This window comes from Pseudomonas sp. ME-P-057, assembly GCF_030208975.1.
In the GTDB taxonomy this organism is placed as follows: domain Bacteria; phylum Pseudomonadota; class Gammaproteobacteria; order Pseudomonadales; family Pseudomonadaceae; genus Aquipseudomonas; species Aquipseudomonas lutea.
The window spans coordinates 53456-78687 of sequence record NZ_JARVSX010000030.1 but is presented as its reverse complement, the minus strand read 5'-3'; the positions used below and the strand labels follow the sequence as shown (position 1 = coordinate 78687).

The window sequence follows — 25232 nt, the reverse complement described above, 5'->3', positions numbered from 1 at the left end:
AGATAGCTCAGATCACGTGGCTCAGATCACGTGGCTCAGATCACATAAAAGCCGTGGGTGCCGTCGCGGGCCAATTGCTCAACCAGCCCATATTCCCAGTCCAGATACGCCTGCATCGCTTCGCGTGGCGCATCCGTACCTTCATAAGGTCGGCGGTAGCGGTCAATGCGCGGGGACGCCAGATGACTTTCACCGTGCTCAAGCTCCAGCCCTGCAGCGATCCAGCTGGCGGTGCCGTCCTTCAGCACAAACACCGGCTTGCCGGTCAGCGCTTCGACTTCCGCCACCGCAAGGCGCGCCAGCTTACTGCTCCCGCAGGTCAGCACGTAACGGCCGGCAACCGGGATCGCTTGCAGCGCCTGCGCAAGATCGGCTCGCAGCGTCCACCACGCGCCTAGTATGTGCTGCTTGACGTAGTTCGCGCTGGAGGTGAAGTCCAGTACCGCAACGTCGCCGTGCTGATGCCATTCGCGTAGCGTTTCGGCCGAGACTTCCTCGACCTGAGGCTGCGGTGGCGTCGGCGCATTCCAGGCGCCGTGCTCGCTGAAATCCTCGGCGCTCAAGTCGTCCAGCACTGCCACCTCCCAGCCCAGTTGCGCCAGCCAGGACGCCGACATGTTCCCGCGCACCCCGTCGTCGTCAACCAGCACAATCCGCGCACCGCGCACACTGGCGTAATGATCGGTCTCCTGCACCAGTTGGCCGCCCGGTGTAGAACGGGCGCCCGGCACATGCCCGGCTTCGAATTCCTCAGGCGTGCGCACGTCGAAGAGGTATGTCGTGCGCGTGGTGTCCGCCTGCCAAGCGGCCAAATCGGCACGGCTGCCGCGTTTCACACCGGCTCTGTCCGCGACCCGGCGCGCATCCGCCCGGGCGACCTCAAGCGTCGCAGGACTGACCTGCGCAAAGCGCCGCGACTGGCCATGATCCAGCGTCTGCCCGGCCAGCAGCCAGCCAATCGTACCGTTGCGCAGCGCGGACACCGGGTTGGGCAGGCCAGCGTTTACCAGCGATTGAGTGCCGATAATGCTGCGCGTCCGGCCGGCGCAATTGACGATGATGCGGGTCTGCGGATTGGGCGCCAGCTCGCGTGCACGCAACACCAGCTCGGCGCCAGGCACGCTGACGCCGTTGGGAATGCTCATGGTCTGGTATTCGTCGAACCGGCGCGCATCCAGCACCACCACGTCGGCTTTGGCGTCCAGCAACTGCTTCACCTCTTCGGCGGCCAGCGAAGGTGTATGGCGGTGATGCTCAACCAGCTCACCAAATGCCTTGCTGGGTACATTGACGTCGATGAACAGCTCACCGCCCGCGTCGCGCCAGCCCTGCAGGCCGCCCTCAAGCAGTTTGACACCGGTGTAACCGAGCGCTTGCAGACGCGCCAGTGCACGCTCGGCCAAGCCCTCGCCGTTGTCATACAGCGTGATGGCCGTGTCGCGGCGGGGTATGCGCGCGAGCACTTCGAGCTCCAGCTTCGACAGCGGGATATTGGCTGCAAACAACGGGTGAGCGTCAGCGAACGGCGCTTCTTCGCGCACATCGACCAGCGCGACTTCTTCATGAGCCAGCAGCGCCTGGCGGACATCAGCATACGAACGGGTGTGAAGGGTCATTGGGCTTGGCTCTCTTTGGACAGATCCCAGATGTTCGGGAGAAAGGCATTTGAATAGCCGGAGATGAACAGCTTCTCGCTGCCATCCGCTTGATAGACAGCGCGCTTGACCGCGCCGATATTGGCGCCATACACATGAATGCTGATCGAGACCTGGTCGTCGAACGCGTTGCTCACCTGATGAATATCATTGCTGTGCGGCGATAACGCCTCGACCTGGCCGGGCTCGAGGCGGATCGCTGGCCCTTCTTGTTCAAGGCGGCCATCGGCGCTGCGGGCAAAGCCCTGTGAGTACTCGGCGCCGCGCAGCATGCCGATCAGCCCCCAGACGCGGTGATCGTGGATGGGCGTTTTCTGACCGGGGCCCCAGACAAAACTGACCACTGAAAATCGCTGCCGCGAATCGGCGTGCAGCAGAAACTGCTGATAGCGGGTCGGATCGGGAACCGTGAATTCGTCCGGCAGCCAGTCGTCATGGCGGACCAGTTCGCCCAGCAGCTGACCGCCCCGGGAAAGCAGATCGCTTTCCCGCGGGACGTCCTCGATCAGTTCGGCCATCGCACTGATAAAAGTCCTGAGCCGTTCAGGGTGGCGGGTATGAGTCATGTCGGCTCCGCGTAGTTTGGGGTGGCCAATATAAGCATAATGCGGGCTTCTAATATGCTATCTATTGATGATTAGGTTATAACCAAAACGAAGCGCTTGATGGCTACCCACACCCCGACTGTATTCGGACTATTCACAGATGAGGATAGCCATTATGATTTTTGCCTATCTTGTTCCTTAAATTCCATGTGCGATCCGAATGAAAATTGATGACATCGATGCCTTCGTGGCGGTGATCCGCTGCCAGTCGATCAGCCATGCCGCTGAATCTCTGGACCTGACACAGCCCGCCATCACGCGCCGCGTGCAGAACTTCGAGCAAGCGCTGGGTGTGGAGTTGTTCGACCGTAACACCAAGCCACTCAAGCCGACCCCGATGGGGACCCAGGTTTATCAGAAATGCCTGGCGATCCTGCGGGAAATGGACGCGTTGCGCGAACTGGTCGCCAGCGATACCCCGCCCAGCGGCCTGCTTCGGCTGGGTGTGCCGCAAACCATCGGCGACGTGGTGCTGCTGGACGCGCTGAAACATCTGCGTGGGCAATTTCCCGATCTGCGTGCGCAAGTGGTGACCGGATGGGGCAGCAATCTGATTGACAAAATCGAAAACGGTGAGTTGGATGCCGCCGCCGCGTTATTCCCGGCAGGGAAAATTTTCCCCGAGGGCATCGTGGGTGAATCCCTCGGCAAGATGGAGTTGGTGGTGGTGTGCGCCCGGCAAGCGCTGCCGAAGAAGCCAGTCAAGCTGGCCGATTGTTACGACCTGGGATGGGTGCTCAACCCGGATGGCTGCGGTTTCCGCGCCGGGCTGCAACGCACGCTGACGGATCAGGGTTTGAGCTTGAAGGTTAACCTTGAAACCTTCGGCACCGAGCTGCAACTGGGCCTGGTCGCTGACGGGTTGGGCCTGGGTCTTGTGCCACGCCCGCTGCTGGAGCGCAGCAGTCACCGGGATTCGCTCGCCGTCATGCCTCTCAAGGACTTCAAGCCGGTGCTGGACCTGTGGCTGATCCAGCCGCGCTTTTTGGGCAACTTGCAAGCGCCGGTGGCTGCGTTCGGCAAACTGGTGGCTGGTTCGCTGAAGCAGGAGCGGGATGCGGCTTGAATTCCGACGCCGCACCGAGGTGGCTGAACAAGCGCGTCCCCCTGTAGGAGCCGGCTTGCTGGCGAACGCAATCTGGGTATTCACGATAGGTGTGTCTAGATAGCCCTTGTCGCCAGCAAGCCGGCGCCGCCTCATAATAAAAAATATTGATAATTAGCTTAGAAGTAAATGTGCTTTTTAATCATTTACGTCACCGGCTAGGCTGCCCTGATTACGTCTGATCCAGACCATCAGGGAGTCAAACATGAGCAACGTCAGTTCCTTGCCCGTTCTGCCCAGCCACACCGGCAGCGTGCGCGATCGAGTGAGCCCACAAGAGTGGGAAGTGCGGGTGAAGCTGGCGGCGGCCTACCGGATCGCGGCCCTGAAACGCTGGACCGACCACATCTATACGCACTTTTCCGCGCGTGTTCCGGGGCCTGCCGAGCACTTCCTGATCAACTCTTTTGGGCTCCTGTTCGATGAGATCACGGCCTCCAATCTAGTGAAGGTCGACATCGACGGCACCGTGATCGACGACCCGACCGGGCTGGGCATCAACAACGCCGGTTACGTGATCCACAGCGCTATCCATGCCGCGCGTCCCGATTTGCAGGCGGTGCTGCATACCCATACCCGCGACGGCATTGCGGTGTCCGCACAGAAAAACGGTTTATTGCTCATCTCGCAGCATTCCCTGGCTTTCTCCGGCAGGGTGGCTTATCACGGCTATGAAGGCATTGCCCAGGACCTGGGCGAACGCGAGCGCCTGGTGGCGGACCTTGGCGATAAAAGTGTGATGATTCTGCGCAATCACGGGCTGCTCACCGCAGGCGTGAGCGTCGAGCATGCGTTTCAACAGCTGCATAACCTCGAATACGCCTGCACTATTCAGATCGCTGCGCAGGCAGCGGGCAATGCCGAGCTGATCTTTCCGCCAGATGAGGTGGTCAAGCGTGTGGAGGCACAGGCCAGTGTGATCAAAAGCGGTACGGGGCCAGGCGTAGCGCGGCACTGGAACGCTCTGATTCGCGAGCTGGACCGGCATGGCACCGGTTATCAGGACTGACCGGGATTTGCACGACGCCGTTGATATTTGTCACAGCGATTGCTGATTGCCGAATGATGACCGCCCGGCACCCGACATTGTAGGAGCGCGCTTGCCCGCGAAGAGGTCAGTTGATACGCCACATCTCTAGCGCTGGAAAAATCCATTCGCGGGCAAGCGCGCTCCTACAGAAGCCGGGCAATGGCACCAATCTCGGCCATCACCTGAGGTCCGGACATTCAACCCTCGACGCGCGCCATGCTGCGATACCTGTAGGAGCGCGCTTGCCCGCGAAGAGGTCAGTTGATACGCCGCATCTCTAGCGCTGGAAAAATCCATTCGCGGGCAAGCGCGCTCCTACAAAAGCCGGGCAATGGCACCAATCTCGGCCACCAGCTGAGGTCCGGACATTCAACGCGCGACGCGCGCCATGCTGCGCCTGTGGGAACGCGCTTGCCCGCGAAGAGGCCGGTTGATACGCCACATCTCTAGCGCTGGAAAAATCCATTCGCGGGCAAGCGCGCTCCTACAAAAGCCGGGCAATGGCACCAATCTAGGCCATCTACTGAGGTCCGGACATTCAACGCGCGACGCGCGCCATGCTGCGATACCTGTAGGAGCGCGCTTGCCCGCGAAGAGGTCAGTTGATACGCCATATCTCTAGCGCTGGAAAAATCCATTCGCGGGCAAGCGCGCTCCTACAAAAGCTGGGCAATGGCACCAATCTCGGCCACCAGCTGAGGTCCAGACATTCAACGCGCAACGCGCGCCATGCTGCGATACCTGTAGGAGCGCGCTTGCCCGCGAACGCGATATACCTGGGTCATTTAAATGCCTGACACACCGAGTTCGCCAGCAAGCCGGCTCCTACAGGGGGCGGTCGATTTGCGTCTTGCCTGGGCCTCGCACTGGAGGCTAAAACTCAACGCCTGTCAGTGCTTCGATTCGCTCTGCGACATCGCCAGCAGCTGCTTTTCCTGATTCCAGTCAAACGGCTCGTCGTTCTCGGCGGCCTCGTGGCGGCGCTCTTCCAGCGCCGTGTAGAGGTCGATCTCATCGTCCGGCATGAAATGCAGGCAGTCGCCGGCGAAGTACCACAGCAGGTCGCGCGGCACGAGATGGGCAATCTGCGGGTAGCGCTGAATCACCTGACACAGCAGGTCCTGGCCCAGATACTGGCTTTCGATAGGATCAGCTGGCAGCAGGGTCAGTAGCTCGTCGTAACGTTCGAGGAACAGCGCATGACTTTCCTCGGGGACCTGCTCGGCCTCTCCCAGCGCGACCAGGATGCCGCGAAGGTGCAGCAGCAGATTCATTGTGTGGTCGAGATTGGCGTCGGCCATGATGAAGCCCTCAGAGACAAAAACAGGCGCGGGAGTATAGAGGCCCCCGATGCCTGCCGCTATCTCAATGCCACAATCCCGCCAGATACCGATGACCTGCTTCGGTGAGCGCGAAGTGAGCGTAGGTGTGGTCCGGGCTCGGGAGACGGGTGACGAAGCCAATCATCAGCAGGGTTTGCAGGGTTTGTGACGGCTTGCCGCTGTAAAGGTCTTCACCCGAGGCGATGTCGGCAAGCAGGCAGCGATGAGTCATGCGATGGTCAATCATGATGCGTCCCCTTGGTGTTTTCTTGTTGTTACCAAGGAGTGTAGGACAATTCTCTCGTCCGGTGTATGTAGACGTAAGTCGTGTTCAGGCTTGCGACAGGCTGACTAGACTGCGCAGCGATAGATGCAGGGGGGCCTTGCCCGAGAAAGCCTGACACAGTCGACAGGTTTTCATCGACTGTGTCACCGCCATCGCGGGCAAGCGTGCTCCTCTACTTCGGCGTGGATCAGCGGGTTTTGCCTTCGGTGGCGAGCAACGCTTCCTTGGCAAAGTCATCCACATCGATGACCTTGCGACGGGCCGCCTCGGCTTCCCGCAGCGTTTGTGCTTCCGCAGGCAGCAGCACGCCAGCATTAAGTGCGGCATCGATCAGATGCTCACCGCCCGCCGGCTTCACCTGACCGCTCTTCACCGCGTGATACAGCTTGCTGCGGACCGCCCTGGCGCCATTCAGCAAATCGCTTGCGTGCTGCAACGCGCCCACCGGGTCGTCCGCATCCGTCGGGCGATAGCAGCCGGCGAGCACCGATTCCAGAGCCGGATCACCCTTGCTGCGACCCAGGATTTCCGCCACTTGCGCATCAAGCCGGTCCGACGGCCCTTTGTGGCGACGACCAAACGGGAACACGATCACCCGCAACATCGCGCCCATTACGCGGTTCGGGAAGTTGCTGAGCAGCTCATCGAGCGCGCGTTCGGCCTCACCCAGCGCCTCTTCCATGGCCCAGCAGAACAGCGGCGCCAAGGCTTCGGGATAATCCAGATCGTGGTAGCGCTTGAGGGATGCCGACGCCAGGTACATATGGCTCAGCACATCGCCGAGGCGCGCCGACAGCCGCTCGCGCCGCTTAAGTTCACCGCCCAGCAACATCATGCTCAGATCGGCGAGCATGGCGAAAGCGGCGGCCTGACGGTTGAGCGCCCTGAAATAGCCTTGACTCAGGCGGTCACCGGGTACTCTGTCGAAATGACCCAGGCCCAGGTTCAGCACCAGCGTACTGGCCGCGTTGCGTACCGCGAAACCGATGTGTTGCATCAACAGGCCGTCAAATTCCACCACGGCGCGGTCACGATCCTTACGACCGGCGAGGGCCATTTCCTTCAGTACGAACGGATGGCAGCGAATGGCGCCCTGACCGAAGATCATCAGGTTGCGCGAGAGAATGTTCGCGCCCTCGACCGTGATGAAGATCGGCGCTCCCTGCCACGAGCGACCCAGATAGTTGTTCGGGCCCATGATGATACCTTTGCCGCCATGCACGTCCATGGCATGGGTGATGCACTCGCGGCCGCGCTCTGTCAGGTGGTACTTCAGAATCGCCGACAGCACCGAAGGCTTCTCGCCCAGGTCCACCGCGTTGGCGGTCAGAATGCGCGCGCTATCCATCAGCCAAGCGTTGCCACCGATGCGCGCAAGGGATTCCTGAATGCCTTCGAACGCCGCCAGTGGCACGTTGAATTGCTCGCGCACCTGTGTGTACTGGCCCGTCACCAGACTGGTGAACTTGGCTGCGCCGGTGCCCACTGCCGGCAGGGAAATCGATCGTCCCACCGACAGGCAGTTCATCAGCATCATCCAGCCCTTGCCGAGCATGTCCTGACCGCCGATGAGGTACTCCAGCGGGATAAACACATCCTTGCCCGAGTTGGGGCCGTTCATGAATGCCGCGCCCAACGGCACATGCCGGCGGCCGATCTCCACGCCGGGGGTATCGGTAGGAATCAGCGCCAGGGTAATCCCCAGGTCTGCCTTGTCGCCAAGCAAATGCTCAGGGTCGTAAGCCTTGAACGCCAGGCCCAGCAGGGTCGCGATCGGGCCGAGGGTGATGTAGCGTTTCTCCCAGGTCAGGCGCAGCCCGATGACTTCTTCGCCTTTCCACTGGCCTTTGCAGATGATGCCCGTGTCCGGCATTGCGCCCGCGTCGGAACCAGCCAGCGGGCCGGTCAGCGCGAAGCAGGGGATGTCGTCGCCACGCGCCAGGCGCGGCAGGTAATGGTTGCGTTGTTCGTCGGTGCCGTAATGCAGCAGCAGCTCGGCCGGGCCCAGCGAGTTGGGCACCATGACCGTGGACGCGAGGTCGCCGCTACGGGTGGCCAGCTTCATGGCCACTTGTGAGTGAGCATAGGCGGAGAACCCCTTGCCACCGTACTCTTTAGGAATAATCAGGGCGAAGAAGCCATGTGCCTTGATATGCGCCCAGGCCTCAGGCGGCAGGTCCATCGCCTGGCCAATCTCCCAGTCGCTGACCATGGCGCACAGCGCTTCTGTCGGGCCGTCGAGGAACGCCTGTTCTTCTTCAGTCAGCTGGCTTTTCGGATAGCTGAGCAGGGTGTTCCAGTCCGGACGGCCGCTGAACAGCTCGCCATCCCACCAGACCGTGCCGGCGTCGATGGCGTCGCGCTCGGTGGCCGACATCGGCGGCAGCACCTTTTGAAACCACGTGAACATTGGCGCACTGAAATGCCGCCGGCGCAGGTCGGGCAGCGCGAGAAACAGCGCGACACCCAGCCACAGCAGCCAAGGGATGACCATCCAGCCGTGGGCATGGCTGAATGCGCCCATCGCCAGCAAGTACACGGCGACGATGCCCAGGGCAGGGAAGGGCGCAATTCTCCGGTGGGCCAACCAGGCCACGCCGACTACCAACACGACAATCCACAACAACAGCATAAACAGCCCTCCATGATGGCGGCGGCGATCAGCGCAACCGACGGCGCAGTCGGCCGCTCTGGCCCGCGCATCGATAGTGACCCCATGCTACCAGGGGAGTTCGTGCGCTGGCCGATGCGCAGGAAGTTGTGGCTTGAACACCCGCATCCCGGAGTAGACTGTGGCCGCAAAAATCCTCACAGCGCGTTGACCACACGGAGATAGACCACCATGTTGAAGATCTGGGGCCGCAAGAACTCATCCAATGTGCGCAAGGCGCTGTGGATCGCCGAAGAACTGGGGCTCGACTACGAGTCGCTCAATGCCGGCGGCGCATTCGGGGTCAACAACCAGCCCGAGTATCTGGCCAAGAACCCTAATGGCGTGGTGCCGATGATCGAAGACGGGGCGTTCGTGCTGTGGGAATCCAACACCATCGTGCGTTATCTCGCTGCACAGTATGGCGCCGACACCGGGCTCTATCCTGCCGATCCTCAGAAGCGGGCCCAGGCCGAGAAATGGATGGACTGGACCACGTCCACTTTCGCAGGTCCTTTCCGCACAGTGTTCTGGGGCGTGTTGCGCACCCCCGTCGAACAGCAGGACTGGGCCCAGATCAATGCGGCGAAGGCCGGGATCGAGCAACTGCTGAGCATTGTCGATCAGGCATTGGCCAGTCAGCCCTATCTCTCTGGCGCCGAATTCGGTGTGGGCGACATTCCCCTCGGCAGTTTCATTTATGCCTGGTTCGAAATGCCGATTGAACGCATGGAGCTGGCTCACCTCAAAGCCTGGTACGAGCGTTTGCAACAGCGTCCGGCGTACCGCAAGGCCGTCATGACTGCGCTGACCTGAGTTCAGGCAAGCGTCGAGTTAATACTGACTATCAACCGATGTCGTTGTACTTGGGCGACATCGGCCAGCAACATGGCGGTCACCGCGCAGGGCAATCCAAGGCGCGGCGCGTGAAACATCAGCGCCCGCATCAGCCCGGCGACTGCACTTTGTATTCGTTCATCATCCCCTTTTCATTTTATTGGTGTGTGTTCAGTCATGAGTTCAGCCCTGTCCATCCGGCAGCTAACCAAGACCTACGGCAACGGTTTCCAGGCCCTGAAGGGCATCGATCTGGACGTCGCCGAGGGTGATTTTTTCGCATTGCTCGGCCCCAACGGTGCCGGCAAATCCACCACCATCGGGATCATCTCGACGCTGGTGAACAAGACCACCGGCACGGTGAATATCTTTGGCAACGACCTGGACCGTAACCCGGCGCAGCTCAAACGCTCGATTGGCGTGGTGCCTCAGGAATTCAACTTCAATCAGTTCGAGAAAACCTTCGACATCGTCGTGACCCAGGCCGGCTATTACGGCATTCCTCCGAAAATCGCCAAGGAGCGTGCCGAGCAGTACCTGACTCAACTCGGCCTGTGGGACAAGCGCGACGTGCCTTCGCGCTCGCTGTCCGGTGGCATGAAACGCCGCCTGATGATTGCCCGTGCGCTGATTCATGAGCCGCGTCTGCTGATCCTCGACGAACCCACCGCGGGCGTGGATATCGAACTGCGCCGTTCGATGTGGACCTTCCTCACCGAGCTCAACGAGAAAGGCATCACCATTATTCTGACCACGCACTATCTCGAAGAAGCAGAGCAGCTGTGCCGCAACATCGGCATCATCGATCACGGCACGATCATCGAGAACACCGGCATGAAGACGCTGCTCAACAAGTTGCATGTCGAGACCTTCCTGCTGGACCTGCGCGATCCGTTGCAGGTTGCACCTCAGCTCAACGGCTATCCGGTGCAGCTGGTGGACAACCACACCCTTGAGGTGCAAGTCGACAAGACCATCGGCATCACGTCGCTGTTCAGTCAGTTGTCGCTGCAGAACATTCAGGTGCTGAGCCTGCGAAATAAAACCAACCGCCTTGAGGAGCTGTTCGTGGGTCTGGTCGAAAAGAATCTGGCAAAGGTGGCGATATGAGCTCGGAGCTGCGCCCCAATCTGATTGCCCTGAACACCATCGTCTACCGCGAAGTTCGCCGATTCATGCGGATCTGGCCGCAGACCCTGCTGCCGCCTGCGATCACCATGGTTCTGTACTTCGTGATCTTCGGCAACCTGATCGGCCGGCAGATCGGCGACATGGGTGGCTTCACCTACATGCAGTACATCGTGCCGGGTCTGATCATGATGTCAGTGATCACCAACTCGTACGGCAACGTGGTGTCCAGCTTCTTCGGCGCCAAGTTCCAGCGCTCGGTCGAGGAGTTGATGGTCTCGCCGGTCTCACCTCACACCATCCTGATCGGCTACACCATTGGCGGTGTGCTGCGGGGCTTGGCGGTAGGCGTCATCGTGACGATCCTGTCGATGTTCTTCACCGATCTGCAGGTGCACCATTTGGGCGTCACCGTGATCGTGGTGTTGCTGACGGCGACGATCTTCTCGCTGCTGGGCTTCATCAATGCCGTGTTTGCGCGCAATTTCGATGATATTTCGATCATCCCGACGTTCGTGCTGACGCCGCTGACGTACTTGGGCGGGGTGTTCTATTCGATCAACCTGCTGCCGCCGTTCTGGCAAACCGTGTCGCTGGCCAACCCGGTGCTGCACATGGTCAATGCATTCCGCTTCGGCATCCTCGGCGTGTCTGACATCAAGATCAGCATCGCCCTGGCGTTCATGGTCGTTGCGACCATCGTGCTCTACGTGGCATGTGCGCGCTTGCTGGTGAGCGGGCGCGGTATGCGTCAGTAATTTGCCGGCATCTCGCGGACTCGCTAACGAGTGCGCCACCCTTTGTGGCCGTGAGCTTGCTCGCGAAGGCTCCGTTACACGCGCTGAATATGTAGCGAGTGTATTGGCCTCTTCGCGAGCAAGGTGGAGCCCTCCGGTCACTCCCGGATTTGCTGGGAACCTCCCCTAAACCACCTTGCGCCGCTGCTGGCGCGCCTTCCACTGCCGCCCGACCCACCAGCGCCAGTAGGCCATCGTTCCGAAGTACCCCACCAGCCCCAGCACGACTCCCATTACCACTGATCCCAGCAAAAAGGGTTGCCACAGCGTGGACAGCTGCCCGCTGATCCATTCCCAGCTCAGCGAGTCCGGAAAATGCCTGGGAGGCAGACCCATCAGCACCGCACCGGTTTTGTAAGTGCAATAAAACACCGGCGGCATGGTGAGCGGATTGGTCAGCCAACACAGACTCACGGCAATCGGCAGGTTGGCCCGTACCCAGATCGCCAGGACGGCGGCCAGCAGCATTTGCAGCGGCATCGGCATCAAGGCGGCGAACAGGCCGATCCCCATCGCGCGCGCCACCGAGCGTCGATTGAGGTGCCACAGGTTGGGGTCGTGCAGGAGCCGGCCAAGAAAACGTAAGGATTTGTGTTCCCGGATGCTGTTCGGATCGGGCATGTACCGCTTGATCAGGTGGCGTGGCATACGGGAATCCGGCGAGGTGGGCGGGAAATTGGGGGGAAGTATGCACGGATAGTCGCCGCCGGAAATTCAGACTTTGTGACAATTAATAAGCGCGTGCACCTCAGCATCAGCTAAGCCATGGGAGTCGATTTCACCCCCAGACAAGGAAAGCCCCATGCGCACAGGGATGATTGCGCTCGCGCTCGGATTACTGACGTTGCGTTTTCTACCGGCCTTACCGCCGGTCTGGTTGTTGCTGCTGATGCCCGTCGTGGCCCTGATGCTGCTGCCGTTTCGCACGTACCCGTTGGCATTGTTCCTGTTGGGGTTGACGTGGGCCTGCGCGTCGGCAAAGGCGGCGATGGATGATCGTCTGCCCGAGCGGCTCGACGGGCAAACCCTTTGGCTGGAAGGCCGCGTGGCCGGTCTGCCGCAAACGATTGATGGCGTGGTGCGGTTTCAGCTCGACGACCCTGTCTCCCGCCGTTCGCGGCTGCCGCAGCAGATTCGCATTGGCTGGTACGGTGGCCCGGCGGTGGGCAGCGGCGAGCGGTGGCGTCTGGCGGTCAAACTCAAACGCCCCGGCGGTCTGGTCAACCCTGGCGGGTTCGATTATCAGGCCTGGCTACTGGCCCAGCGCATTGGCGCAACCGGCACCGTGGTCGACGGCCACCTGCTCCAGCCCGCCGAGGGCAACTGGCGCGACGGTGTTCGTCAGCGTCTGCTGGAAGTCGACGCGCAGGGTCGGGAGGGCGGGCTGGCCGCCTTGGTGCTCGGTGATGATTCCGGTCTGAGCACCGCTGACTGGCAAGCCCTACAGGCCACCGGCACCGTTCACCTGCTGGTGATATCAGGCACCCATATCGGCCTGCTGGCCGGCTTGCTGTACGGACTTGTCGCCGGCCTGGCCCGCTGGGGCGCATGGCCGACTTTTCTGCCGTGGCTGCCCTCAGCCTGCATCGCTGCGTTTATAGGCGCGCTGACCTATGGGCTGCTGGCGGGTTGGGAGGTGCCGGTCCAGCGCGCGTGCATCATGCTGGGGCTGGTTTTGCTGTGGCGCCTGCGCTTCCGCCATCTGGGGACGACGTGGCCGCTGCTGCTGGCGCTCAATCTGGTGCTGATCGCGGAACCGCTGATCAGCCTGCGTCCCGGCTTCTGGCTGTCTTTTCTGGCGGTAGCGATCCTGATGCTGATCTTCAGCGCACGGCTCGGTCCGTGGAGCTGGCTGCAGAGCTGGAGCCGGGCGCAGTGGCTGATCGCAGTCGGTTTGTTGCCGGTGTTGCTGGCGTTGAACCTGCCCGTGAGCATCAGCGGCCCGGTGGTCAATCTGCTGGCCGTGCCATGGGTCAGTCTGCTGATTTTGCCGCTGGCGCTGCTCGGCACGTTGCTGCTGGCCATCGCGCCCGTGGGCGAAAGCCTGTTGTGGCTGGCAGGCGGGGCGATGGAAGGGCTGTTTCGCTTTCTCGTGTTCGCTGCCGATCTCGTTCCGGCCTGGACAGGTCCGCACGTCCCGGCCTGGGTCTGGCCGCTGAGCCTTTTGGGGGCCTTGCTGTTGTTGCTGCCCCGCGGCCTGCCGTTGCGCCCGCTGGGCTGGCCCATGCTGTTGCTGTGCCTGTTCCCGCCCCAGAAGAGCGTGCCTGTCGGTCAGCTTGAAGTGCTGCAGCTGGACGTCGGCCAAGGCCTGGCCATCCTGCTGCGCACTCGCGATCACGCCCTGCTGTATGACGCCGGGCCGCGCTTCGGTGACTTCGATATTGGCGAGCGTGTGGTCTTGCCGGCCATTCGCCGAGCCGGACTGAAACAGCTGGACACGCTGCTGCTCAGCCATGCCGATTCCGACCACGCCGGTGGCGCCGCAGCCATACTCAAGGGCGTGCCGGTAAAACGCGTGTTGGCGGGAGACATTGCTCGCATGCCCGTTGAGCTGTCGGCGCAGGCTTGTCGCAACGGAGAAACATGGACCTGGAATGAGGTGACGTTCGCCACCTGGATCTGGGAGCACGCTGACGAGGGCAATCAGGCTTCGTGCGTACTAAGCGTCGAGGCCAACGGGGAACGGCTGCTGCTGACCGGCGATATCGACGTCGACGCAGAACGCGCGATGCTCAACGACGGATTCAACGTCAGCGCGCACTGGCTGCAATCCCCGCATCACGGCAGCCGCAGCTCCTCGTCTCGTGCTTTTCTGCGGGCTGTCGGGGCGCACGGGGTGCTGATTTCCCGAGGCCGCAATAATGCGTTCGGTCACCCCCATCCACTGGTTGTGTCCAGGTATGGTTGGTCCGGCATGGCAATCCACGACAGTGCCGAGCGGGGCGCTATTACCGTGCGGCTTGGCGCTTATCAGGCCGCCAGCGCCGAGCGCAGCACGCGACGCTTCTGGCGTGACTGACGGGCGTGACTGACGGGCGTGACTGGCCGGCGTGGCCTACAGGGGTGCAGGAGGCTCGAGTGAAAGAGGCCTGGTTATTCATCGACACGTTCGGCGAGGGGCCGTCGCTATGTTAGAGTGGCGCCACTTTTTTTCGGGGGGTGGTCGCTGTGTGGGAGCTGGTCAAATCAGGTGGCTGGATGATGCTACCGATCATTTTGAGTTCCATTGCCGCCGTCGGAATCATCATTGAGCGCCTCTGGACGTTGCGCGCCAGTCGCATCACGCCACCGCATCTGTTGGGTCAGGTCTGGCGCTGGATCCAGGACAAACAGCTGAGCGCGGAGAAACTCAAGGAACTGCGCGCCGATTCGCCGCTGGGTGAAATCCTTGCCGCCGGCCTCGCCAACTCCCGACACGGTCGCGAGATCATGAAAGAGTGCATCGAGGAAGCCGCCGCCCGGGTCATTCACGACCTCGAACGCTATCTGGCGACGCTCGGCACCATTGCTGCAATGGCGCCATTGCTGGGTCTGCTGGGCACCGTGCTCGGCATGATCGACATTTTCAGTTCGTTTACCAGCAGCGGTATGACCGGCAACGCCGGGATGCTGGCCGGTGGCATCGGCAAAGCGCTTATCTGCACCGCTTCGGGCCTGACGGTCGCGATCCCTGCAATCTTCTTCCACCGCTACCTGCAAAGCCGCGTCGACGAACTGGTCGTCGGTATGGAGCAGGAAGCCATCAAGCTGGTGGAAGTGGTGCAGGGCGACCGTGACGTCGACCTCACCGACGCAAAGCCGGACCTTAAAGCTGCTGCGCGTGGCGAGGGCAAGAAGAAGTGAAATTCCGCCGTCGCAAGCCCAGGGAGACCATCGACATCAACCTGGTGTCGCTGATCGACGTGGTCTTTATTCTGCTGCTGTTCTTTGTCGTCACCACCACGTTCACCCGGGAAACCCAGCTGCGTGTGGACCTGCCGCAGGCGGTGACCGGCGCCTCGGCGGATGATGTGGATAAAAAGCACCTGGACATCACCATCAACGCCGACGGCGTCTACTCGGTGAACAACACCCTGCTGGCCGACAGCAAACTTGAAACCCTCATCGACGCCTTGCAAAAGGAATCGGGAGGCGACACCAGCCTGCCATTGTCGATCAGCGCTGACGGCAAGACACCCCATCAGGCGGTCATCACCGCCATGGATGCCGCCGGTAAGATGGGTTTTGCCCACTTGCGCATGACCACCGTCGAGGCCGCATCGGCTAACTGATGGCACTCACCGACCGATTGCTAGACGCCTGGTACAAAGGCCATCCGGCGCTGGCGTTGATGCGCCCGCTCGAAAGCCTCTACCGGCGCGTGGTGAACCGCAAACGCGCACGGTTTCTTGCAGGCCAGAGCGAGCGCTACAAGGCGCCGGTGCCGGTCATCGTTGTCGGTAACATCACCATCGGGGGCACCGGCAAGACGCCGTTGATTCTCTGGATGATCGATCACTGTCGGGCACGCGGGCTGCGCGTTGGCGTGGTCAGTCGGGGTTACGGCGCCAGACCGCCGAGCCTGCCCTGGCGTGTGCATCCGCAACAGCCTGCCGAGCAGGCGGGGGATGAGCCGCTGCTGATCGTCAATCGCACCGGCGTCCCGCTGATGATTGACCCGGATCGCTCGCAAGCGGTGCGTGCGTTGCTGGCGCAGGAGCCGCTCGATCTCATTCTTTCCGACGATGGCCTGCAGCATTACCGCCTCGCCCGTGACCTGGAACTGGTGCTCATCGACGCCGTTCGCGGGCTGGGTAATCGCCGTTGCCTGCCGGCCGGTCCGTTGCGCGAACCCGTGGAGCGACTGCAGAGCGTCGATGCGCTGCTGTACAACGGCGCGGCAACGGATCACGCCGATGGTTACGGGTTTCAACTCAAACCTTCGGCGCTGGTCAATCTGCTGACGGGTGAGCGTCAGCCGGTTAATCATTTTCCGCCCGGCCAGGCGCTTCATGCGGTGGCGGGCATCGGTAACCCGCAACGTTTCTTCAACACCCTCGAAGGGCTACACTGGCGGCCTGTTCCCCATGCGTTCGCCGACCATGCCGTGTTCACTGCGCAGGCGCTTTCATTCAGCCCTTCGTTGCCGGTGGTCATGACCGAGAAGGACGCCGTCAAATGTGCGCCCTTCGCCGCGCCAGACTGGTGGTACCTGGCGGTAGAAGCCGTGCCTTCTCCCGCCTTTGTCAGTTGGTTCGATTCGCAGTTAAACCGTCTTTTGCCATGACTCGCTCAGGATTTCTTATGGACACCAAATTGCTCGACATCCTTGCTTGCCCGATCTGCAAAGGTCCTCTCAAGCTCAGCGCCGACAAAACCGAGCTGATCAGCAAGGGCGCCGGCCTGGCCTATCCAATTCGCGACGGCATCCCGGTCATGCTTGAAAGCGAAGCGCGTACGCTGACCACTGACGAGCGTCTGGACAAATGACTGCGGCCTTCACCGTTGTCATCCCGGCGCGCTATGGCTCCAGCCGTTTTCCAGGCAAACCTCTGAAAACCATTGCCGGCAAGCCGATGATCCAGCACGTCTGGGAACAGGCGCGTAAAAGCAGTGCGCAGCGCGTGGTGGTTGCTACCGATGACCCGCGTATTGTTGAAGCCTGTCAGGCCTTTGGCGCCGAAGTGCTGATGACCCGGGATGATCACAACTCCGGGACCGACCGCCTCGCAGAGGTGGCCGCCCAGCTGGGTCTGGCCAACGACGCGATTGTGGTCAACGTCCAGGGTGATGAGCCCATGATTCCACCGGCAGTGATCGATCAGGTCGCCGACAACCTCGCGGCGCACCCTGAGGCGCGCATGTCGACGCTTGCCGAGCCCATCGAAGACGTGGCGTCGCTGTTCAATCCGAACGTGGTCAAGGTGTGCTCGGACATCAACGGGCTGGCACTGACCTTCAGCCGCGCGCCGTTGCCCTGGGCCCGCGATGCGCTGGCCCTGACGCGCGAAGTGTTACCCGAAGGCGTGCCGTACCGCCGCCACATCGGCATCTATGCCTACCGCGCAGGCTTCCTTCATGACTTCGTCAGTTGGGGCCCTTGCTGGCTGGAAAACACCGAAAACCTCGAGCAACTTCGTGCGCTGTGGCACGGCGTGCGCATCCACGTGGCCGACGCCCTGGAAGCACCGCCGGCAGGCGTGGACACCGCTGAAGACCTCGAGCGCGTTCGGCGGCTGCTGGAGGTTTGATGAGCGTCCCGCTGTTTGATCTCCCAATGTTTATGCGGATGCGCCCATGACCCTGAACGTGCAGACGAACGTGTCCCTCAAGGCGTACAACACGTTCGGCGTTGAAGTGCGCGCCAGGTACTTCGCCGAGGCGTTCACCGACGACGATGTGCGTGAGGCCCTTTCGTACTCGGCCGGCCACGACCTCCCGCTGATGGTCATCGGCGGCGGCAGTAATCTGCTGCTGACCCAGGATGTCGATGCGCTTGTGCTGCGCATGGCCAGTCGCGGTACCCGGATCACCCACGAGGATTGTGGCGGCGCGATTGTCGAAGCCGAAGCGGGGGAGCCCTGGCACCCTTTCGTGCTGGAGACGCTCGCGCAGGGCTTGGCCGGGCTGGAAAACCTGAGTTTCATCCCCGGTACCGTCGGGGCTGCGCCGATGCAAAACATTGGCGCCTACGGCGTGGAGCTCAAGGACGTTTTCCACAGCCTGATTGCGATGGATCGGCACAACGGTGAGCTGCGCGAATTCACGTTGGCCGACTGTGCATTTGGCTATCGCGACAGTGTGTTCAAGCAGCAACCGAACCGATGGCTCATCCTGCGGGTTCGCTTCAAACTGAGCTTTTCCGCAAGCCTGCACCTGGACTACGGCCCGGTCCGGCAGCGCCTGGAAGAGCAGGGCATCAAAGAACCGTCGCCCATGCATGTGAGCCGCGCGATCTGCGCCATCCGCAGTGAAAAACTGCCGGATCCAGCGACGCTGGGTAACGCCGGGAGCTTTTTCAAAAACCCGCTGGTGCCCGCAGAGCAGTTCGCCTTCATCAAAAGCGCCTGGCCGGGCGTGGTCGGCTACCCACAGGCTGACGGGCAGGTCAAACTCGCGGCAGGATGGTTGATCGAGCAAGCCGGATGGAAAGGGTTTCGCGAGGGTGACGCTGGCGTGCATGCGCTGCAGTCGCTGGTGCTGGTCAATTATGGCCAGGCGTCAGGCAAGCAGTTGCTCGCACTCGCGCAGCGGGTCCAGTCGGACATTCTGGAGCGCTTCGGTGTCGCCCTGGAAATGGAACCCAACCTGTATTGAGTCAGGCTGTTCTTGCCGAGCTCAAGCGGTCTTCAGCCGGGTTTAAGTGAGCGTTTGGACGGAGAGGGGAGAACATGAGTGAAACCCTGTGTGCGATCGTTCTGGCGGCGGGGCTTGGCAGCCGCTATCGCAAGATTGCAGGTGAGCATCGCAACAAACTTCTCGCTCAATGCATTGGCCGTGACGGCATCGAGCGATCGGTGCTGGAGCAGGTGCTGGTCAATGTCCGTCCCCTCGCTGCAAAAACTGTCCTTCTGACCCGCTCGGATTACTGCAGCGTCGCTGAACTGGGCCTGCGCCACGGCTGTGAAGTGGTGCTACTGGATTCTCCGGGCATGGGCGACAGCATCGCTGCTGCCGTGTCGGCAGAGCCGGCCCATTGTGGCTGGTTGATTGCGCTGGGCGACATGCCCTTTATTCACGCTACAACGCTCGAACAGGTCGCAGGCTCAGTGGCAGACGACGCCATCAGCGTGCCGGTACATGGCGGGCGCTATGGGCATCCGGTCGCTTTCGGGCGCCTGTTCGGTCCGGCGCTCATGACGCTGGCAGGTGAAAAGGGCGCAAAACGGCTTTTCCAGAATGCGCGCATCCATGAAGTCCAGGTCGACGACCCTGGCGTGCTTTGGGACGTTGACGTTCCCGCTGCGCTGACTTTTCCGTCGCGCTGATCCCACAAACGCATAACGGCCATCCGCCGAGGCGGGTGTGCCATGCGTCAGGCCTTATCAAAACCCAGGCGAAAAAAAGCCCCACCTGCTTTCACAGGTGGGGCTTTCATAGTTACGCCTGTGTAGCTACGCCTGTGTAGCTACGACTGTGTAGCTACTGCCGATTAAACAAGCGGCTTAGGCTCGTCGTGCTCGGCACGTGCTGCAGCTTCGGCCTGAGCGTGTGGCGCAGCATTCGAGGCTTGCGCCTCTTTCTGCTGACGCTCGGCTTCCAGACGACGGCGACGCACTTCACGAGGATCGTTCGGTGCACGGCCATTGCTCGCCATAGGCAGCGCTGGCTTCTCTTCAGCTACAGGCTCTACCGCCGGTGCCTGGGGAGGCTCGACCGCGACGGGCGCGGCGACGATCTCCGGCGCAGCGGTCTGGGCTGCTGCGTCGATGGCAGGTTCAGTTGCCACTGGCTGCTGTACAACAGGCTCGGCGATTTTCGGAACATCGATTTCAGACACGTTCGCCTGCACCGGCTCTGCAGCCTTGGCCGGTTCTTCGATCTGAGAAGGCTCTGCAACCTTGACAGGCTCGACAACGTGCACAGGCTCCGAAGCCGCCACTTCAACGGCCTGGAAAGCAGGCGCAGGTGCTGGCGCTTCTACGGCCACAGGTGCAGGTATTTCCGTTGCCGCCGGTACTTCGACGACGACCGGCGCTTCTGCGGCAACTGGCGTCTCGGTGGACTCGGCTTCGGCAGCTGCCTTGACCTGACGTTCAAACGGGCTCAAAGAGGCGTCGAATGTTGCGACTTCCACTTCCGGCATGACCGAACGCTTGGTTTCAGCGGCAGGTGCCTCGACGGCAGGCGCTTCTGGCGCTGCATCGTTGGCCTGAGCCACCGGAGCGGCTTCAGTTGCGCTGGCCTCAACAGAGGTATTCGCACGTTCAGCCTGACGATGAGCATCGGCTTCGGCGGTGGCGCTGATGACACGCTCCGCTACGGCAGCGACGCTTGCACCTGCGGCAACTTCGCCGCGGTCGGCATTGGCGTGCACTTCGTCGTGGGACGTCTGAGCGTGCTCATGGCCTTCACCGTCGTTGGCTTCGGAAGCGTCGGAGCCTTCCGTGCCTTCGATTTCGTTGCCATTGGCATCACGTTGACGCTCGCGACGATTGCTGCGACGACGCTGACCGCGCGAACGACGACGAGGGCGGTCGCCTTCGGCGTGCTCCTGATTGTCATCCTGCTGCTCTTCACTGTTCAGCAACGTTTCGTCTTCGGCGGCAACGGCAGCCTGTTCGGCACGCGGCTGACGTTCTTCACGCGGTGGACGCGGCTGACGTTCTTCACGCGGCGCGCGCTCAGGGCGTTCTTCGCGGGGCAGATTGACAGCCGGTGCGGCGTCCAGTGGCTCGCGCAGTTCACGCACGCGCTCTTCACGCGGCTTGCGGTCTTCACGCGGTGCACGTGGCTGACGCTCTTCGCGCGGGGCACGGGCCTGGCGCTCTTCGCGTGGTGCAGTGGTTTCTTCACGGGCTTCACGTGGCTCGCGTGGTGCGCGCTCTTCACGAGGCGCGCGTTCCTCACGTGGAGCACGCTCTTCACGAGGTGCGCGTTCTTCACGGTCGGCACGCGGCGCACGCTCTTCACGAGGCTTGCGTTCTTCGTCGCGGCGGCCGTTACGGCTGCGGCTCTGCTGACGGCCGTTACGGCGCTCGTCATTGCGTGCCGGGCGCTGCTCGGCAACCGGTTTTTCGACCACCGCAGCCGGTGCGGCTGGCTCTTCCTTGCTGGCGAACAGACTGACCAGCGATTTCACCAGGCCTTTGAACAGGCTTGGCTCGTGGGCAACCGGAGCAGGGGCGGGGGCGACCGGAGCAGCGGCCTCGACCGGGACCGGCGCATTGGCACGCGCTGGAGCGGTCTTGACGGCCGCTTCCTGGCGAACCAGCGTGCGGGTGGCAGCAGCAGGCGGAGCCACTTCTTCAACCTCGGCAGCCGCCGCGGCGATTTCATAGCTGGTCTGCAGGCTGTGCGCTTCAGGGCTGTCATCACGCAGACGCTGGACTTCGAAGTGAGGCGTTTCGAGGTGGTCGTTCGGCAGGATGATGATGCGGGCGCGGGTGCGCAGTTCGATCTTGGTGATCGAGTTGCGTTTTTCGTTGAGAAGGAACGCGGCGACCGGGATCGGCACTTGAGCGCGCACTTCGGCAGTGCGGTCTTTCAGCGCTTCTTCTTCGATCAGGCGCAGGATCGCCAGGGACAGCGACTCAACGTCACGGATGATGCCGGTGCCGTTGCAGCGCGGGCAGACAATGCCGCTGCTCTCGCCCAGGGACGGACGCAGACGCTGACGGGACATTTCCAGAAGGCCGAAGCGCGAGATGCGGCCGACCTGGACACGGGCGCGGTCGGCTTCAAGACTTTCCCGGACCTTTTCTTCAACGGCGCGCTGGTTCTTGGCCGGGGTCATGTCGATGAAGTCGATGACAATCAGGCCGCCGATGTCACGCAGACGCAGTTGACGGGCGATTTCCTCAGCCGCTTCAAGGTTGGTCTGCAGGGCGGTTTCTTCGATGTCGCTGCCCTTGGTGGCGCGCGCCGAGTTGATGTCGATGGACACCAGTGCTTCGGTCGGATCGATAACGATGGAGCCACCGGAAGGCAGTTCGACGACACGCTGGAAGGCGGTTTCGATCTGGCTTTCGATCTGGAAACGGTTGAACAGCGGAACGCTGTCTTCGTACAGCTTGATCTTGCTGGCGTATTGCGGCATCACCTGACGGATAAACGTCAGCGCTTCTTCCTGGGCTTCGACGCTGTCGATCAGCACTTCGCCGATGTCCTGGCGCAGGTAGTCGCGGATGGCGCGGATGATGACGTTGCTTTCCTGGTAGATCAGGAACGGCGCGGAGCGGTCGAGGGAGGCCTCTTTGATCGCGGTCCACAGCTGGAGCAGGTAATCGAGGTCCCACTGCATTTCTTCGCTGCTGCGGCCAAGGCCGGCAGTACGAACGATCAGGCCCATGTCGGCTGGAGCAATCAGGCCGTTAAGCGCTTCGCGCAGTTCGTTGCGTTCTTCGCCTTCGATACGACGGGAGATACCGCCGGCGCGAGGATTGTTTGGCATCAGGACCAGGTAACGGCCGGCCAGACTGATGAAGGTGGTCAGGGCTGCGCCCTTGTTGCCACGCTCTTCTTTCTCGACCTGAACGATGACTTCCTGGCCTTCGCTCAGGACGTCCTTGATGTTGACGCGGCCTTCGGGCGACTTCTTGAAGTATTCGCGGGAGATTTCTTTCAACGGCAGGAAGCCGTGACGCTCGGAGCCGAAGTCGACAAACGCGGCTTCAAGGCTGGGTTCGATACGCGTGATCCGGCCTTTATAGATGTTGGCCTTCTTCTGTTCGCGGGCCCCGGATTCGATGTCCAGGTCGTATAGGCGCTGGCCGTCTACCAGCGCAACACGCAACTCTTCGGGTTGAGTTGCGTTAATCAGCATTCTTTTCATGTAGTACCGTCGGTTTCCGGGCTGCCGGAAACGGCGTTCGGCACACACGACTTCTCACGGTCGGTGTCAGGGCACGTCAGGAGTGCTTGAACACTCCAGTGTCTAACGAGGTTCGGCCAGCGGGGCCGAGTCGCGACGACGTTCCTGCTTGCTGTGGTGACAAATGACACCCTGTCAGCAAAAGCTTTGTCAGGAGGAGGAATCAACCATCGGTAGCGGACGATATGAAGCGTCTTGAATAAAGCCTTGTGCTACACAGTCCGACGGTTGTGCGTCTCCACCCCACACGTATCCCTGATAATTCGGGTGCTGCCGCGCGCTGAATCCGCAGCGGGTTGCATTTATCGCGAGCCTCCATTGGAAGTCCGCGCGTCATGGCTCAAATAAGGCATGGTTTCCGAAACATTCGCCCGGAGCGACTGCCAGCGACTGCACTTTGTGAACTGGCCTTGAACGTGGGCCTCGATGGCGAGTGACTCACTCTGCGATCGGGCTTGTTTCAGGCCTCATGTCACCTGCGCTTGTTACGCTTGCTGATCTTCCGTTGTCACCGAAAGCCCCGTAGGACGGCCTCGCGCCCTCGTGAATTGCGTTGGGCAGGGCCGGTTGTCATACCGTTTGTCCGCTGTCCAGGCCGCTTTTGGCGGCGTTCGCGACTATAGCAGCAATCATTAAGTGCTTCAAATCCATAAAAAATTGTTATGATTTGCGCCATGACAAATATCACCCCCCCAACCCCCGGCGTTCGGCTGGTAGAGGTTGCGCCGGAACTTGCCGGTCAACGCATCGATAACTTTTTGATCACGTACCTCAAGGGCGTTCCCAAGACCTTGATTTACCGCATTTTGCGTAAAGGCGAAGTGCGCGTGAACAAGGGCCGGATCAAGCCCGAGTACAAACTTCAGGCCGGCGATATCGTGCGCGTTCCGCCCGTTCGCGTGCCTGAGCGCGACGAGCCCGTGCCGGTTGCCCAAGGCCTGCTTCAGCGCCTTGAGGCCGCCATTGTCCATGAGGACAAAGGCCTGATCGTTCTCAACAAACCTGCGGGTATCGCGGTGCACGGTGGCAGCGGTTTGAGCTTCGGCGTTATCGAGGCCTTCCGTCAGCTGCGTCCCGATGCCAAGGAGCTGGAGCTGGTCCACCGTCTGGACCGCGACACTTCCGGGCTGCTGATGATCGCCAAGAAGCGCAGCATGTTGCGCCACCTGCACGAGCAATTGCGCGGCGACGGCGTCGACAAGCGTTATATGGCGCTGGTCCGTGGAAACTGGCCGACCGCGCAGAAGCAGGTCCGCGCGCCGCTGCTCAAGAGCAATCTTCGCTCCGGCGAGCGCATGGTCGAGGTCAACGAAGAGGGCAAAGAGGCGCTGACCCTGTTCAAGGTCCTGCGCCGCTTCGGTGATTTCGCCACCATGGTCGAGGCCCGGCCCATCACCGGCCGTACTCACCAGATCCGCGTGCACGCGCTGCATGCCGGTCACTGCATCGCCGGCGATCCCAAGTACGGCGATGAAGATTTCAGCCGCGAAATCCGTGACCTTGGCGGCAAGCGTCTGTTCCTCCACGCGTATGCCCTGACAGTGCCGCTGCCCGATGGTGGCGAGCTGAAACTTGAAGCCCCGGTCGACGAGATGTGGGCCAAAACCGTGGAGCGACTGCTGCTTGCGCCCTGATTACGAACTGCTGATCTTCGACTGGGACGGCACGCTGTCCGATTCCATCGGCCGCATCGTCGAGGCGATGCAAGCCGCAGCGCGCCTCGCAGGTCGGCCGGTGCGCGATGACGTGGCGATCAAGGGCATTATCGGGCTGGGGTTGCCGGAGGCCATCCGCACGCTGTACCCGGACATCACTGCCAATGACCTGATCGATTTTCGTCAGCACTACGCAGACCATTACATGGCCATGGACGTTGAGCCGTCCAGGTTGTTCGAGGACGTGCATGAGTCGCTGGACGCCTTTCGCGCCGAGGGCTATCAGTTGGCCGTCGCGACCGGCAAGGCTCGCCGAGGGCTGGATCGGGTGTTGAAGGCCCATGGCTGGACCGATTTTTTCGACGCGACCCGCGCAGCCGACGAAACCGCGAGCAAGCCAGACCCTCTGATGCTCAATCAGATTCTTCAGCAGTGTGGCGTCAGGCCTGAAAAGGCGTTGATGATCGGCGATGCGTCGTTTGATCTGATGATGGCGCGTAACGCCGGGATGGACTCAGTGGCGGTCGGGTATGGCGCGCAGCCGCTCGACTCGCTGCTTGAATACCAGCCCCGTCTGGCGATCAAACATTTTTCCGAATTGCGCACCTGGCTGGGTGCGCGGGCTGCTGAAACTTCGCTGTTGGGGTAAT

22 protein-coding genes are annotated in these 25232 nt (G+C 61.6%); 15 read left to right on the top strand and 7 right to left on the bottom strand.

Annotation, left to right across the window (positions count from 1 at the left end):
* Positions 1-35 precede the first annotated feature (35 nt).
* Together QRN48_RS15925 and QRN48_RS15920 are read right to left on the bottom strand one after the other, a co-directional pair.
* Complete coding sequence (locus QRN48_RS15925) at positions 36-1616, bottom strand: rhodanese-related sulfurtransferase (RefSeq protein WP_285351634.1); 1581 nt, start codon at positions 1614-1616, stop codon at positions 36-38.
* Complete coding sequence (locus QRN48_RS15920) at positions 1613-2221, bottom strand: cysteine dioxygenase family protein (protein WP_285351633.1); 609 nt, start codon at positions 2219-2221, stop codon at positions 1613-1615. Before QRN48_RS15920 ends, QRN48_RS15925 begins: the two co-directional genes overlap by 4 nt.
* A gap of 199 nt (positions 2222-2420) precedes the next feature.
* Here QRN48_RS15920 and QRN48_RS15915 point away from each other — a divergent pair, with 199 nt between their 5' ends.
* Both QRN48_RS15915 and QRN48_RS15910 read left to right on the top strand, forming a co-directional pair.
* Positions 2421-3326: a LysR family transcriptional regulator gene (locus QRN48_RS15915; RefSeq protein ID WP_285351632.1), complete on the top strand. Its 906-nt coding sequence runs from the start codon at positions 2421-2423 to the stop codon at positions 3324-3326.
* Positions 3327-3570: 244 nt separating this feature from the next.
* Positions 3571-4374 (top strand): class II aldolase/adducin family protein, encoded by an 804-nt coding sequence (locus QRN48_RS15910; protein WP_191945310.1) that lies wholly within the window; start codon positions 3571-3573, stop codon positions 4372-4374.
* A gap of 911 nt (positions 4375-5285) precedes the next feature.
* On the opposite strand, the gene QRN48_RS15905 is transcribed toward QRN48_RS15910, so the two are convergent.
* The 3 genes from QRN48_RS15905 to QRN48_RS15895 form a co-directional block, all read right to left on the bottom strand.
* Positions 5286-5696: a PA2817 family protein gene (locus tag QRN48_RS15905; RefSeq protein WP_037011790.1), complete on the bottom strand. Its 411-nt coding sequence runs from the start codon at positions 5694-5696 to the stop codon at positions 5286-5288.
* Between the two features lie 64 nt (positions 5697-5760).
* On the bottom strand, positions 5761-5964 hold the full coding sequence (locus QRN48_RS15900; protein ID WP_191945312.1) for a hypothetical protein: 204 nt from the start codon (positions 5962-5964) through the stop codon (positions 5761-5763).
* A 226-nt stretch (positions 5965-6190) separates the two neighbouring features.
* Positions 6191-8635 carry an acyl-CoA dehydrogenase gene (locus QRN48_RS15895; protein WP_285351631.1) on the bottom strand — a complete coding sequence of 815 codons (2445 nt, stop codon included), beginning with the start codon at positions 8633-8635 and terminating at the stop codon, positions 6191-6193.
* 210 nt (positions 8636-8845) lie between these two features.
* Between QRN48_RS15895 and QRN48_RS15890 the strand changes: the two genes are divergently transcribed.
* The 3 genes from QRN48_RS15890 to QRN48_RS15880 all read left to right on the top strand — a co-directional run bounded on the left by QRN48_RS15890 (position 8846) and on the right by QRN48_RS15880 (position 11376).
* Complete coding sequence (locus QRN48_RS15890; RefSeq protein WP_191945314.1) at positions 8846-9469, top strand: glutathione S-transferase family protein; 624 nt, start codon at positions 8846-8848, stop codon at positions 9467-9469.
* Between the two features lie 198 nt (positions 9470-9667).
* Positions 9668-10600 (top strand): ABC transporter ATP-binding protein, encoded by a 933-nt coding sequence (locus tag QRN48_RS15885; RefSeq protein WP_191945315.1) that lies wholly within the window; start codon positions 9668-9670, stop codon positions 10598-10600.
* Positions 10597-11376 (top strand): ABC transporter permease, encoded by a 780-nt coding sequence (locus QRN48_RS15880; protein WP_037011780.1) that lies wholly within the window; start codon positions 10597-10599, stop codon positions 11374-11376. The genes QRN48_RS15885 and QRN48_RS15880 overlap by 4 nt, the downstream gene beginning before the upstream one ends.
* 165 nt (positions 11377-11541) lie before the next feature.
* On the opposite strand, the gene QRN48_RS15875 is transcribed toward QRN48_RS15880, so the two are convergent.
* Positions 11542-12063 (bottom strand): DUF2062 domain-containing protein, encoded by a 522-nt coding sequence (locus tag QRN48_RS15875; protein ID WP_191945316.1) that lies wholly within the window; start codon positions 12061-12063, stop codon positions 11542-11544.
* Positions 12064-12217: 154 nt separating this feature from the next.
* On the opposite strand from QRN48_RS15875, the gene QRN48_RS15870 reads away from it, so the two are divergent.
* The 8 genes from QRN48_RS15870 (at position 12218) to QRN48_RS15835 (ending at position 19382) form a co-directional block, all read left to right on the top strand.
* Positions 12218-14434, top strand: coding sequence for a DNA internalization-related competence protein ComEC/Rec2 (locus tag QRN48_RS15870; protein WP_191945317.1), 2217 nt, complete (start codon positions 12218-12220; stop codon positions 14432-14434).
* Positions 14435-14583: 149 nt separating this feature from the next.
* Entirely contained in the window at positions 14584-15258 is a 675-nt protein-coding gene (gene pocA, locus QRN48_RS15865; protein ID WP_037013163.1) for a flagellar polar localization protein PocA, read from the top strand.
* Positions 15255-15686 (top strand): flagellar polar localization protein PocB, encoded by a 432-nt coding sequence (pocB, locus tag QRN48_RS15860; protein WP_191945318.1) that lies wholly within the window; start codon positions 15255-15257, stop codon positions 15684-15686. The genes pocA and pocB overlap by 4 nt, the downstream gene beginning before the upstream one ends.
* Entirely contained in the window at positions 15686-16681 is a 996-nt protein-coding gene (gene lpxK / locus QRN48_RS15855; RefSeq protein ID WP_191945319.1) for a tetraacyldisaccharide 4'-kinase, read from the top strand. The genes pocB and lpxK overlap by 1 nt, the downstream gene beginning before the upstream one ends.
* A gap of 17 nt (positions 16682-16698) precedes the next feature.
* Entirely contained in the window at positions 16699-16884 is a 186-nt protein-coding gene (locus QRN48_RS15850) for a Trm112 family protein (protein ID WP_003174668.1), read from the top strand.
* Positions 16881-17645 (top strand): 3-deoxy-manno-octulosonate cytidylyltransferase, encoded by a 765-nt coding sequence (kdsB, locus tag QRN48_RS15845; RefSeq protein ID WP_037011775.1) that lies wholly within the window; start codon positions 16881-16883, stop codon positions 17643-17645. Before QRN48_RS15850 ends, kdsB begins: the two co-directional genes overlap by 4 nt.
* Before the next feature lie 46 nt (positions 17646-17691).
* On the top strand, positions 17692-18711 hold the full coding sequence (gene murB / locus QRN48_RS15840) for a UDP-N-acetylmuramate dehydrogenase (RefSeq protein ID WP_285351630.1): 1020 nt from the start codon (positions 17692-17694) through the stop codon (positions 18709-18711).
* A 74-nt stretch (positions 18712-18785) separates the two neighbouring features.
* The gene (locus QRN48_RS15835) at positions 18786-19382 is read left to right on the top strand and encodes a nucleotidyltransferase family protein (RefSeq protein WP_191945321.1); all 597 of its coding nucleotides are present in this window, start codon (positions 18786-18788) and stop codon (positions 19380-19382) included.
* Positions 19383-19546: 164 nt separating this feature from the next.
* Here the strand turns inward: QRN48_RS15835 and rne are convergent, their stop codons facing one another.
* Positions 19547-22879, bottom strand: coding sequence for a ribonuclease E (gene rne / locus QRN48_RS15830; protein WP_191945322.1), 3333 nt, complete (start codon positions 22877-22879; stop codon positions 19547-19549).
* A gap of 722 nt (positions 22880-23601) precedes the next feature.
* On the opposite strand from rne, the gene rluC reads away from it, so the two are divergent.
* Entirely contained in the window at positions 23602-24561 is a 960-nt protein-coding gene (rluC, locus tag QRN48_RS15825; protein ID WP_191945323.1) for a 23S rRNA pseudouridine(955/2504/2580) synthase RluC, read from the top strand.
* A complete protein-coding gene (locus QRN48_RS15820; RefSeq protein WP_191945324.1) occupies positions 24551-25231 on the top strand; it encodes an HAD-IA family hydrolase in 681 nt (226 codons plus the stop codon). The genes rluC and QRN48_RS15820 overlap by 11 nt, the downstream gene beginning before the upstream one ends.
* The last annotated feature ends 1 nt before the right edge of the window (position 25232 follow it).